4 protein-coding genes are annotated in these 13,779 nt (G+C 61.1%); all 4 read right to left on the bottom strand.

All coding sequences use genetic code 11. From position 1 onward, the window contains the following. Nucleotides 1–113: 113 nt before the first annotated feature. The 4 genes from AC07VG_RS01905 to AC07VG_RS01890 all read right to left on the bottom strand — a co-directional run bounded on the left by AC07VG_RS01905 (nucleotide 114) and on the right by AC07VG_RS01890 (nucleotide 13,681). Nucleotides 114–1,811 (bottom strand): acyl-CoA dehydrogenase family protein, encoded by a 1,698-nt coding sequence (locus AC07VG_RS01905; protein ID WP_495000452.1) that lies wholly within the window; start codon nucleotides 1,809–1,811, stop codon nucleotides 114–116. Between the two features lie 86 nt (nucleotides 1,812–1,897). Continuing rightward, a complete protein-coding gene (locus AC07VG_RS01900) occupies nucleotides 1,898–3,694 on the bottom strand; it encodes a fatty acyl-AMP ligase (protein ID WP_495000453.1) in 1,797 nt (598 codons plus the stop codon). A gap of 61 nt (nucleotides 3,695–3,755) precedes the next feature. Then, nucleotides 3,756–5,450 (bottom strand): thioester reductase domain-containing protein, encoded by a 1,695-nt coding sequence (locus AC07VG_RS01895; RefSeq protein ID WP_495000454.1) that lies wholly within the window; start codon nucleotides 5,448–5,450, stop codon nucleotides 3,756–3,758. Beyond that, nucleotides 5,447–13,681 (bottom strand): amino acid adenylation domain-containing protein, encoded by an 8,235-nt coding sequence (locus AC07VG_RS01890; RefSeq protein WP_495020357.1) that lies wholly within the window; start codon nucleotides 13,679–13,681, stop codon nucleotides 5,447–5,449. The genes AC07VG_RS01895 and AC07VG_RS01890 overlap by 4 nt, the downstream gene beginning before the upstream one ends. Between the last annotated feature and the right edge of the window lie 98 nt (nucleotides 13,682–13,779).

Raw genomic sequence — 13,779 nt, 5'->3', positions numbered from 1 at the left:
GTGGCGCTCATCGGCAGCGATGATGGCACTGAAACCGCTGCTGTTGAGGGCTTGCCATGGATCGCCCAGGAGGGCTTCGAGTTGCGATACATCGTTTGGCTCTAGCGTCGGGTTCATGGGCGAGCCTCTTCTGGCGTGTCACGCAGCAAGGAGATGCCGTTAACGGGCCACTCCGTCGAGTGGTCCAGCAGCAGCGCTGCCAGTGCTTCAAAGGCGTTGTGTTCTTCCGCTGTCCTGTCGCCCAGCGTGCCCAGTACCCAGGTGAGGCACGCTTGCAGCCACTGCGGCTTGCGCCTTAGTGCGGGGCCGTCGTCGCGGGGGTGATTGAACAACCAGAATTGAAGGCAAGCCGCGCCGGCGAAGCAACGTTCATACTGGCGCGCCAATTCGAAGGCGGCGTCTGGAATCCCCTCGGTTGTAGGGGCGTACTGGTCGAGCTCGCGGTACAGCGCCTCAACGCGAGCGAGCAGGCGCTGGCATTGGCTGGCCACGGTCTGAGGCACTTTTTTCGCCGCCGCCAGCGCGGTGATCCGGGCTGCAGCCTTGGGCAGTCCCTGCAGGACACTGCAGCCTTGCAATGCAATCAACTGTAGCTGTGTGGGGTTGAACGCCGGGAGATCCAGGCCAGGGGTCAAGACGATTTCCAGACCGGCGGGGCTGTTCCGAGCCCGTTTCCAGGCGCTGGCCAGGAGCGGGAACTGAGTGATCAGGCTGCTGCGATTAACCACCGTGCTGCCATCGAAAATCGGCACGATACGGTGATCGCGCTCAAGCTTCTGATACATCCCGTCATGATGCACATGATCGAGAAAAGCCCTGGCCCCAAGCATTTCACCCAACTGCTTGATCACGCTCTCCACGGTGCCGGGAACAAAAGCCTTGGCGATCACCGAGGTCACGCTCATCTCGTCGGGCAATGCGTGGACGCTACGGGTGGCGGTTAGCCCGACCAGTTCTGCGCACAGATGCATGGCGAGCGCTTCGCCGAGGGTGGCGCGGGCAAGAGGCAGATCGATCAGATGGCTGTCGTAGAGCGCACGCGTCCGCATGAACGCCACGGTCATCTCAAATGCCTGATCCGCCGCGCCCAATGACAGCCCGACGCACGCGGTACGGGTCAGTTGCAAGGCCTTGAGGACGATTTCAAGACCAGCGCCCGGGGCGCCAATCATGGCGTCTCGGGGCACCCAGGCGTTGTGAAGGGCTATGCCGCTGATGTCCGCACCACGGATGCCATGGGTTTTTACCTTGGGCAACAGGCTGAAAGCCGTGCCCAGCTGCAGCCGCTTGTCCAACGCAAACAGGCTGTACCCGCGCGAACCTGCGGTGGGCGAGGTGCGTGCCAGCAGGCACATCAGCTGACCTCGGCTGGCATTGTTGATCAGCCATTTCTCACCTTCCAGTGTCCAGCCATTATCTTGCTGCGTAGCCGTCAGCTCACCGGCCAATAAATCGCTGCCATGGGACCGCTCGGTCAGCCCCCAGGCATAGACGCTGCCATTGATAACATCGTTGGCCGCCCGAGACTGTTGATCCGGGCTTCCGGCCAGCCAATAGCAGACACAGCCCAGGAAGGTTTTTCCATGGCCAATGGCGACCGTCAGGTCGTGACGGGAGATCGCACGCCAAAGCTGCATCAACTCGCTCATGTCGTTCAGCTTTCCGCCGTGTTGCAGGGGAACGTAATACGCGGGCAGGCCAAAATCATCGAGCAATTGGCACGCGGCTGATGGAAAGGTTTCTTGCCTGTCCAGTTCGGCTAATGCGTCGCTGGCAAATGCACCTCGGTCCCGTTGGGAGGCCTTGAGCAACCGGGTCAGTTGCTGATCGGCTGGTTCCGGCGACGGCACGCCCACCGCTGCCGGGCTTAGCGATTCAGCACAAGAGGTTGGCGCGGTCATGCCGACTCACCGGCCATTGCCAGGTCCTGGGCAATGAGACCGTTCTTCGCTTGCATCAGGCGCAGCTCTTGTACGGTGGCATCCAGGGATTCGTACAATGCCGGCAGTTCATTGGCCAGAAACAGCTCACGCATTGCCCCACGCTGGATTTTGCCGCTGGTGGTACGCCTTACGCTGCCTGAGCGCAGCAACGTTACGCCCACGGCGTAAATACCAAATTCGCGCATGACGGTGCCGCGAATGGCCTGACTGAGGCTGATCAGTTTCTCGGTGTCGGGCAGGCCGCGCACTTCGTGGGTGACCACCAGCGCTTCACCACCCTCCAGCATCACACCAAAGGCGGAGCCCAGGCGACTGGCCAATTCTGGATGATGGCGGCGCAATTCGAACTCAATGTCCTGGGGGTACAGGTTACGCCCCCGGACGATGAGCATTTCCTTGATGCGGCCGCAGACGTAAAGCTCACCCTGGTGGACCACACCCAGATCACCCGTACGCATGAAGCCACGCTCACCGTCGGCCGTGGTGAGGTTGAAGGTGGCTTGCGTCGCCGCGTCCTTGTGCCAGTACCCGGGTGAAACACTGTCGCTGCGTAGCCAGATCTCACCGAACTGGTCGGCGGCCAATGCAACGTGTGAAGACGGACATACGATACGAACGTCAAACCCCACCGGGACACCACAACTGACCAGTTGGCGTGAAGGCTGGCCATCACGGGCGAGTTCGAAGCGTTTGTTGGCGAGCGCCTGGAGATCCACATTCTGGATCAACGGGCCGCGTTTTCCATAACCGGACACATAGACTGTCGCTTCGGCCATGCCGTAGCAGGGGCACAAGGTTTCGGCATTGAAACCGGCAAGCGCAAAGCGCGTGCTGAAGCCTTTGAGGGTCGCCGCCTGGATCGGTTCGGAGCCATTGGTGGCAAAGGCCCAACGGGAGAGATCGAGCCGGCTCAATTGCTCGTCGGTCACGCGCCGGCAGCAAAGATCGAAAGCGAAGTTTGGCGCGGCCGAATAGTGAATATCGTGTTTGTCGATCATGCGCAGCCAGCTGTAGGGGCGCAGCACAAATGCCTGGGGAGTCATCAGTACGCAGCTGCTGCCGAGGAACAGCGCGGGCAACAACTGCGCCATCAGCCCCATATCGTGGAACAGGGGGATCCAGCCACCGAAGCGGGTGTGCTCGTCGAATCCGAGCGCCTGGCGGTAGCTGTCTACGTTATGCAAGAGGTTCTGATGGGTGATCATGACGCCCTTGGGGTCGCCGGTTGACCCCGAGGTGTATTGCAACAGCAGCACCGTCTGGCGATCGATTCGTGGCGCCTGCCAGCTGGCATCGGCCTCGACAGGTTGATCGGTGGCCAGGTAAGTACAGTGGCTCAGGCCTTCCTCGTTGCCCCAGGTCTGCACCTTTTCCAGGTTGTCCTGGTCGGTGAATATCGCGCTCACTCCAGCATCGACCGCAATCGATTTCACTCGGTGGCGCTCGTGCCGGTATTGCCCGGGCAGTGGGGCCGGGACCGCGATCATCCCGGCGTAGACGCAGGCCATGAACGCGACGGTGAAATCCAGGCCCACGGGGTACAGCAGCAGGATGCGTTCGCCGCTATTGAAGCGTGCCTGTAACCAGCCCGCCAATTCGCGGGCGGCGCTATCCAGCTGGCGATAGCTGAGTGTTACCGCGTCATCGTTCTCGACGTCCTGTACCAGTGTGACCGCCTCATGATCCGCCCGGGTCAAGGCGTGGTGGCGCATCAGCTCCAGTACGTTTGGCGTGTTTTGCAAATTGACCATGTTCAGATCCTCCAGTCGCGCGCCAGGGGGCGGCTCATATGCGGTGAGAGACAGTTGGGTTTCACAAGGCGGATAGCGTTTTCAGAAAGCCGCTGCGTTGGAAGTAGTCCAGGTAGCTAGCCATCATTGCGCTGTCCAGCGGCTTGCACTGAATCCCGGATCCTGAAAGGGCCGCGTCCAACTGCGAGGTGTCGAAGCTCAAGGCCGCCCCGGTCTGGCCGACATCCGCCGACGGTTCATGTTCGGCAAACAGCATCAGGTACTTGGCCAATTCATTGTCTTCGCCGCGCTCCACCGCGCCGACCACTGCCCGGTACCAGTCCTTGTAGGAGAGTTCCCGCAGGGGGTAGCCACAATCACGGATCATGTCGATCACGTCCTGCCAGTGCAGGCGGCGAGCGCCTGTCAGGTGGAACGTGCGTCCGTGGTGTTGGCCATTGAGCGCGATGTGGGCCACGGCGGCGGCACAGAAGTCGACGGGGACCATCTCCAGGGTGATGTCGAAGGGCAGGGCGGCGTCGGCCTGGATACAGCCTTTGATGACGGCATTGAGAAAGGTATCGCTGGAGGCTGCGCCGCTGCTCTGCGAGCCACAAATCTGGCCGGGTCGATAGATGCAGACCGGCAGGCCACGCTCGCCGGCCTGGGTGACCAGGCGGTCGGCCACCCATTTGGTTTGCTGGTAGCCGCCGAGCACGTGTTCGGGGCTATGCAAGGGGCCTTCGCTGTAGTGATGCTCGCCGCTGAGCACCGGAAATACCGCGAGAGATGAAATGTGGTGAACCGGCTTGGTCCGCGAATGGCAGGCGAAGCGCAGCACTTCCAGTGTGCCCAGTACGTTGACGGGCTTGAGCTGCCAATAGGACTGCGCATAGTTGGAGAGGGCCCCATTATGAATCACCAGATCGACCGACTCTGCCAATGCGTTGTAGCTCACGCGGTCCAGGCCGAACCATGGTCGGCCGATATCGGCGGCAATACCGTGCAGGCGAGGCGCATCGGCGTCACGCCATAAGCCGTATTCGGCCATGTTCTGTCGAATGCGCAGATTGGCTTGCTCGGTATCGGCGGCACGAACCAGCACATCAATGCAGGCTTGCGAACGATCCAGCAACTCGCGTAGCAGAAAGGCCCCGGTGTATCCGGTTCCGCCGGTCAACAGCAGCCTGTTGTAGGGGGTTGCGGGTTGGCCGGGGGTGAACGCTACGGGTACGATATCGACAGGTAGCAGGGCTTCTTCGATCAAGGCCGAAGGGGCCATGCTGCGCTCACCGGAGGCCGATGCGGCAATTCCCGATCGCGAGACATCAAGCATTTGGGCGAGCGCGGACACCGTCGGTTTCTCGAACAGTTGGCGCAAGCTGAGCGAGGTGCCGAAGGCCTCACGCACCCGGGCCATCATTTGCACCGCGCTGAGCGAGTTGCCACCTAAATCGAAAAAACTGTCGGTGATGCCGATTTTGTCGACCCCCAGCAAGTCGCGCCAGATCTGCACCAGTTGGAATTCATCCGCAGTACCTGGCGGCTGATAGACCTGTGCGCCAGCGGCGCGGCCATCATCGGTCAGCTCGAACGCCGGCAGGCGTTTGCGATCCACTTTGCCGTTGGGCAGCTTGGGTAATGCGTCCAGCAGTACGAAACGCGAGGGCAGCATCGCGGCCGGCAGGTGTTGTCGTGCAAACTGACGCAACTGGGTGCGCACGGCCGACTGAGTAATGGACGCGAGGGGGTTGTTTGTACGTGTCGAGGTATTCAAGAGGTTTGCTCCATGGACACGGCCGTGGGCTGAACATCCGTTCGCTCCGTGGGCTGGGTGCGAGGCGTGGGTAGCGAGAAGTGGGCATCGAACAGATCCATCCGCTCTTGCTCGTGCATCAGCAGTCGGACCTCCAGGCCCATGCGTTCAGCCAGACTGGCGATGTCCTCTGGATTGAGCGCGTGCGGATCCTCGACCAGCCACAATTGGCGCTGCAGTTCCCAGGCAATGGTGCTGGACGGCAGGTCGGCCAATAAGCGAAGCAGGGCCAGGGGCTTGACCAGTCGCAGATTGGTGATGCCTGTGATGGTCAATGGCGCCTGGCCGATCCGGGACAGCGACTGTTCCAGCGCGGCCAAGGTCGCTGGCTGCGCGGAGCTGCCCCAGGCACGGCTCATGCCCGGTTCGCGCGGCTGCGGTTTGGCGTGACCGATCAGTGACACGTCATATCTGAACGTGGTCAGTTCGTTGATGGCATGACCGCGCTTAAGCTCGATGCGTGTCTCGCCGAAGGTACCCAACCGATTGGCCAGTTCGATGAAGTGACTTGGCGCCAGGCAGAGCTCGCCTTCCTCCTTGACCTGGCGTGCGATGTTGCTGAGCAGCTCGGCAGCGGTTGTCAGCGGCGCGGCCTTTTCCAACTGGACTGCGGCGTGGAAGGCTTCCAACAGGCCGAGATGGCGTACATCGCCGATAAACACCTGGCCGTGAGGGCGGACAACTCGAGCGGCCTCGGTCATTACTCGTTCCAGGTATTCGCTGTCCGGGAAGTACTGAATGACCGAGTTGATGACCACAGTGTCAGCCGCCCCGGTGATGACGGAAGACAACTCACCCGCGTCGCCATGGATGAGTTCAACCCGACAGTGGGCATGGTCAACCGTCGACAGGCTTTGCCTGGCGGCCGTCAAGGCGGTTTGTGACACATCGATACCCAGGTAGGCCTCTACCGACGGCGCAAGGTTGCGCAGCAGCAAGCCGACTCCGACCCCTACATCAATCAGTGAGCGAGGGTGCAGGTTGCGCACGTGTGCGACGGTGTGATCCAACCACTCTTGCATCTCGTCGATCGGGATGGGGAGCCCGGTGTAACTGCTTGCCCAGCCTGCAAACTCACTCCCTGGAACATGGCTGACGCCGCTCTGTGGATCGGCGTAGGCGCCTTCCCAGATATCGCCCCAGCGAAGCACGTGGTTGTCTTGCGCCAGCGCGTCGGCCGGATTGGCCCGCACGGAGAGATAGGCGATCAGTTCGTAACCGTTAGCGGTTTCAACGGGCACGACCGCCACGGCAGTCACATCCGGATGCCGGGACAGCACACTTTCCACTTCATCCGGTTCAATGCGGTGCCCGAGGATCTTGACCTGACGGTCGATCCGACCGAGCAGCTCCAGGGTGCCGTCCGGCCGCCAACGGGCCCGGTCACCTGTGCGATAAATCTGCCCGCGACCCTGCGGATGGGCAGGGAAACGTTCGGCGGTCAGGTCCGGACGCCCAAGGTAAACTCCGGACACACCTTCGCCTGCGATCCAGAGCTCACCCGCCACGCCGATGGGTAGGCGCTGCATCTGGGCATCCAATATCAACACCTCGGTGTTGGCGATGGGTTTGCCGATCGGGATCAGACTGCCATGCTGGTTGCGCGGCAACTCGTGTACGGTCGACCAGATGGTGGTTTCGGTAGGGCCGTACATATTGAACAGGCGTGTATGGGGCAGGGCGGTCAACAAACGATCAGCCAGTCCAGCGGGAAATGCTTCCCCTCCCACCAGCACTGCCCGGGTGCTTTCCAGGGCCGCCAGTGCTTGCGGTTCGGCGCAGACCGCGGCAATCAGTGAAGGCGTGCCTTGCACCAGTGTCACCGCATGCCGACGGCACAACTGCGCGAAGCAATGCCTGGCATCGGCCACTTGGGCATCGTGTAATTGCTTGAGCCGACCCAGCGCCGCAATGCCTTGCAGCGCGTCATCGGTGGCAATGCCGAAGTCCACCAGGCACGCCACTTCATCCGCACCGGCACTGGCCAGGGCGCGCAAGGTGGGACTGACCGATTCTGGCGAGCCGAACAGGCCTGATCGGTCGAAATAGCGATCAACCGCCATATCCAGAACCGAGTCGATGTCTTCCTCGGTCATGACTTCGGGGTACTCGACCCCCATGCTGGAAAACAACAGTCGCCACAGCTCGGTGGACGTACGCAGGTATTCTCTGAAGGGCCCGCGGGCTCTGCTGCGGGCCAGTTCGGCGTCTTCGTCGAGGTAAGTGTGCACCATGACCGTCACGTGTCCGGGGCTGGCATGCCCTGCCGCTTTTCGGGCGTTGCGATAGGTGCTGATCTTGCGCGTCAGTTCGTCGATGTCCTGACCCAGAAGGTGGGTCAGCAGGTTCGCGCCGCTGGCCCCCGCGCGCTCGAAGGTTTCCAGAGCACCGGCCGAGGTCAGCCACAGAGGGGGCTCCGACTGCACGGGCCGTGGGAAAATGCGCAAGGCTACACGGTCACCGTTGCCATTGATCCGCTCGACCGACTCGCCGCGCCAGAGACGCTTGAACTCATCGATTTGCTCAAGCATCTGCTGTTTTCGATTGCCATACGCCTGGGGCGCCAAGGCAAAGTCATTGGCATTCCAGCCTGAAGCGAAGGCCAATCCAACCCGCCCCTGTGAGATGTTGTCGACCAGCGACCACTCTTCGGCCATTCGCAGCGTATCGTGCAAGGGCGCCACGATGCTGCCGCAGCGTATGGCGATCCTCTGGGTCACTGCCGCCAGCGCGGCGGACATGACCGAAGGGTTGGGGTAGAGCCCGCCAAACTGGTGAAAGTGCCGTTCCGGTGTCCAAATGGCCTCCAGCCCCATGGCGTCTGCTGCTTTTGCGCCCTCCATCAGCAGGCGATAACCTTCCTGGCGTTGATCATCGGCGGCACCTGCCGAAAAGAAGAACAGGCTCAGCCCAAGCGGGCGGACCGCGGCCTGGGGATCCGGTACCAGGTTCTGGATGATCCGCTCCCCGGCAATAACCACCTTGGCTCCTCGCGCCAGAGGCCACAGCAGCTCCAGTACGGAGATGTCAAAGGACATGCTGGTGAGCGCCAGTACGGTGTCTTGCGCCTTGCAGCCGACACGTTGATCCATGCCTGCAAAAAAGTTGCTGACGTTGCGATGACGAATGACCGTGCCCTTGGGCAAGCCGGTTGAGCCGGACGTGTAGATCACATAGGCCGTGGCTTCGGCTTCCAGCTCCAGGTCGGGACGCTGGCTTGGGCGCTGTAAGATGGCCGTTTTGTCGCGGTCGATCAGTACGCTGTGCTGGACCCGGTCGATAATCTGGCAGCTTCGTTCCGTGATCAGGGCTGCCAGGCCGGAGTCTTCGGCAATGAACGCGAGACGCTGGTAGGGATACTCAGGATCAAGTGGCACATAGGCGCAGCCCGCCTTGAGCACGGCGAGGATGGCCATCACCATGTCGATACCCCGGTAAAGGCTGACGCCTACCAGGCTGCCTGGCTTGAGCCCACCTGCAATGAGATGGTGAGCCAGGCGATTGGCTTGCGCATCGAGTGCCAGGTAGCTGATTTCGCTATCGCGGTGGGCCAGTGCGATGGCATCAGGTGTGAGGTCCACCTGGCGCTCGAACAGGCTGTGCACGGTAGCGCTTGCGTCGAAGTCGACAACCGTCTGATTCCAGCCGTCGAGGGTGGCGTATTCCGCCGGCTCCATCAGTACCAGCTCAGTGATGCGGCGGTCACCCTGTTGCACCAAAGCGCTCAGTGCTTTGGCGTAATAACCGGCAAGCCGGTTGCAGAACGCCTCATCCAGGCTACTCAGGTCGCAGTCCAGCCAGGCCCGCAGATGACCTTCGACCGGATCAATCAGGAAGTTCACTGCCAACGGGTAGTTGGTCTCTGCCACGCCGATGCCGTGACGAATCAGTACCCCGTTTGCGTCCCGGCGTTTCCATAGGCTGTGAAAATCAATGAAGTTGACATAGCTATCCAGCTGCAGGCCGTCGGCCAGTTGTTGTATTTCGGTAAAGGGAAAGCGCCTGTAGGGGGCGGCATCGCGTTCGAAAGCGAAGGCGCGTTGCGCCAACGAGAGCAGGCTTTGCTCTCGGGTATCGACGCTCAGTGGCAGCGTATTGAGGAACACCCCCAGTACGGCATCCCCACCATCCTCTTCCAACCGGGCATTGACCACCATCCCGGTAACCACCTGCTCGGTGTTGCCCACCAGGCGTTGTACCGCCAAGTGCGCCGCCGCCAGCAAGCTTTTCAAGGGCAGAGCTTGTGCACGCGCCAATTGCTGCAACTGGCCCAGCAGTGCAGGCGCCACGCTGACTTCGAACGCCTGGTGTCGAGTGGCGTTCTTGCCCAAGGGCTTGTCACTGGCACGTGGCAAGCGGGTGGGATCGCTGCCTGCCACGCTCCTGCGCCAGAAGTCACGTGCCGACTCGTCAAGCAAGGCTTCGCGCTCGGCCGCCACGAAGTCGCGGTAGGACGAGGGTAGTTGAGGCAGCCACAGGTCCTGACCTGCCAGTGCCGCGGCATATCGTTCGACAATTTCCTCAAGCATCGCCGCATCGCTCCATCCGTCGAGGATGACGTGGTGCTCGATCACCGACAGTTGGAAGGCATTGGGCTCGCGCAGGTGAACGGTGAAGGCCATCAACGAGGCGTTGGAAAGTTCGAAGTGATGGTGTTTGGCTTTATCGACCCAGGCTGCCAGGTGCCTGTCGATGGCCGCCGCAGACTGCCCCAGCAGGGTATCGATCACTTCAAGTGGCGCTGTGGCGTGCTCCTGCACCAACTGCAACGGTTCGCTGAACGTTGAAAGGTCGAAGCGCGTTCGGAGTACCGGGTGCCTTTGCACGGTGGCGTCGATGGCGTTGCGCAGCAGCACTTGATCAAGGCGGGTCGCGATATGCAGGCTGGTCACCACGCGGTAGACCGAGCTGTCGCTGGCCAGTTCCGCGTGGTAAATCATCCCGCCTTGCATCGCCGACAAGGGATAAGCGTCCACCAGGCCGGAAGGCAGCCGCGAGCGATCCTGCGGGCGCAACAGATCGAAAGGTTGGGCACGGGTGAGCGGTGTTTCCTTGTTGAACGGCCGCAAGCGTGTGGCCAGTTGGCGCAGGGTCGGGAAGTTGAAAACGTCTTGGACGTTGAAGCTGTAACCTTGCTGCTCGGCCAGTGAACGGGCGCGAATGGCGAGCATTGAGTCGCCCCCCAGCGCAAAGAATGACAGCTCGGGATCGGGCGAGTCGATGCCCAGCAGGCTTTGCCAGATAGCGCCAAGCAGGTGCTCCTCGGGCGTCTCGAGGGGCAACGCGGCGCGGGCTTGCTCGATCAGCGGTGCCGGCAACGCGCTACGGTCAAGCTTGCCATTGCGCGAAAGGGGCAATGCGTCGAGGAACACAAAATGCTGCGTAACCATGTACTCAGGCAGGCTGAGTGACAGGTGCTCGACCAGTTCTTTCGTCGACGGGGGCTCACCGGCGGTGTTTACGATATAGGCCACCAGGCGGGGCTCTCCCCGCGGCGGCTGCCAGGCTGTGACGGCGGCCACTGCGACGCGGGGATGACTCATCAAGACGCTTTCAATTTCCCCGGGCTCGATACGAAATCCGCGGATCTTGACCTGGTCATCCAGGCGGCCAAGGAATTCGATGGCGCCATCTCGACGATAGCGCGCCAAGTCACCGGTGCGGTAGATCTGGCCCTGACCGCTGGCATCGGGCAAGAAACGCATGGCGTTCATTTCCGGCCTGTTGATGTAGCCCAAGGCAACCTGTACGCCAGCGATATACAGCTCGCCCACCGTTCCGATCGGCACTGGACACCTGGCTTCATCAAGGATATGCAACTGGGTATTGGCAACGGGGTAGCCAATCGGTACCGAGCCCTGCGTATCGGCGGCGGAGCAGGTCCAATGGGTAACGTCGATGGACGCCTCAGTGGGACCGTACAGGTTGTGCAAGGCGATTTCGGTCGATGGCGTGAAGGTGTCGAAGAAGGCTTTCACGGTGCCGGCGCGCAACGCCTCGCCGCTGCAAAACACACGACGTAACGGACTTGCATCTGACAAGTCGGGCTCTTCGAGAAAGAGATCAAGCATGGAGGGCACGAAGTGAAGGGTGGTCACCCTGTGGTCACGGATCAGTTGGGCAATGTGACGCGGGTCCCGGTGGGCCCCCGGCTCGGCCAGGACCAGTTGGCAGCCGAACAGCAGCGGCCAGAAAAATTCCCATACCGAGACATCAAAGGTGAAGGGGGTTTTTTGCAGTACGCAATCGTCGGCTTGAAGCGAGTACTGTTCTTGCATCCAAAGAATGCGATTCACCACCCCTTGATGGGGGACCGCGACACCTTTGGGTTGCCCGGTCGACCCCGATGTGTAGATCACATAGGCGGCTTGTTCCGGTCGAGTGACGTGCTTCAAGGGGGCGTTCGGATGGGGCAAGTCAGGCAACGTTCGATCCACGCACAGGATCGTGCAGTCACTGCCCTGCAGTCCCGCGAGGGTGCTGCTCAGGGTGCTGCGGGTCAGGACCATGACCAATTGCGCGTCCGCGATCTGAAAGGCCAGACGCTCGGTTGGCAGTTCCGGATCGAGTGGGACGTAAGCAGCACCGGTTTTAAGCACGGCGAACAGGGAAATCACCATCTCCAGCGAACGAACGTCGCAGACCCCCACGCGCTGTCCGGGCTGCACGCCCAAGGCGACCAGATGAGCGGCCAAACGGTTGATGGCGCTTTGCAACTCGCTATAGGTGAGCGTCCCGGCAGGCGCTGTGACCGCGATGCGATCAGGCGTTCGCCGCGCTTGTTCGTCCCAGAGTTCATCAAGGCTACGAGTCAGGTCGTAGGGACGTTCAGTCGCATTCCACTTCGCCAACAGGCTGTGTTCAGCGGGTAACAGGCCATCGATCGCATGGACGGGCAGGTCGGGTTCCGCCTCCAGGAGCGCGTTCAATACTTGCAGAAAACGATCCTGGTGCGCTTTCAGGTCGATTTGGCTATGGCGCTCTGGATTGGCGTCGAAAAACAGTTGTAGCCCGCTGCCATCGGCTCGCCCATAACAGCCGATCAGCAGATCCTCCACCGGGCCGGTCGACAGGTAATGCGGCACCGTCACGCAGTCACCAAAGCGAACGTCCTGGTCAAACGAAATGACGTTGATCACCGGTCCGCTCAGTCGAGTGCGCGCACCGCCACGCTGTTGATCCCGGTGAAGGGCTTCGCCACGATAACGCTGGTGGGCCAGAACGAAGCCGAGGTTACGTGTGACGTCGTGAACCAGGTCCTTGAAGGACGAATGGGCGGTCACGTTCAGGCGCAGTGGCAGTTCATTGGCCAGCATGCTGGGTGTTGAGCGCGCCGCGGCGTTCAACCGGGCTGAAACCGGCAGCGTGAGCAGCAGGTCATTGCTGCTGCTCAGCTTGCGGATATAGATCGCTATGGCCGCAATGATCAGCACCGACCAGCGTGTCCCGATGGACTTGGCCCGGGCTTGCAAGCCTGCTTCCAGCAGCGCTGGCAGTGGCGTACTCAGACGGCGCATGCCGCGGTTGGAAAGTGTGACGCTCTCGGACAGTTGCAGGGGGGCCGGCGGTTGCTGCAGTTTGTCCAGCCACGCCTGTCGATCTTCTTCATGCTTGGCGCTCGCCTCATATTGGGCTTCGTCTGCAAGGATCACGGACAAGGGGCAGGCGTTGGAAACGGGGCATTCCTTTTGTGCCGACAATGCACTGTATATTTCGCCGATCCGCCGCCAATAGAGCGTCTGGCCGTAGCCATCCATCAGGATATGGTGATAGCGCAGGTAAAAGAATGAGCGCTCGGGCCCCAGCTTGAACAGCGCATGCAAGTGCAGTTGCGAGTGAGTGAGGTCCTGGGCAGTGCCCAGGTCTCGCTTCATCCAGGACTGGGCCGCTTGCTGAGCGTCGGCCTGTTCGCTCAGGTCAATCACCGTCAGTGGCTGAGTGCCGTGTGGTTCGATGACCTGCCAGGGCTCACCCTGTTCCTCAACGAATCGTACCCGTAGCGCTTCTGTCTCCTGTAAGGCAAGGGCGATTGCCTGCTGAAAAAGCTCAACATCAACAGGACCCACAATCTCAAGGTACCCTGCACAGTTATAGCGAGGGTTACTCGGGTCTATGCGCTGTGCTACCCACACCCCGCGCTGGGCAGTGGATAAAGGGAGGGGGGTCACAAGCGGGTGATGATGACTATTCATTCTTCAAAGGCTTCCTGCGCGGTTTAAGTCGATATCGTCAACACTGAAAAAAGGCGAATTTGTGATCTCTAGTTGTTGACTTGAACAGCTTGATAGAC

The sequence above is a fragment of the Pseudomonas sp. GW821-FHT03C07 genome (genome assembly GCF_059420925.1).
Note: the sequence above shows the minus strand (reverse complement) of the source record. Positions and strands in the feature narration are given on the sequence as shown.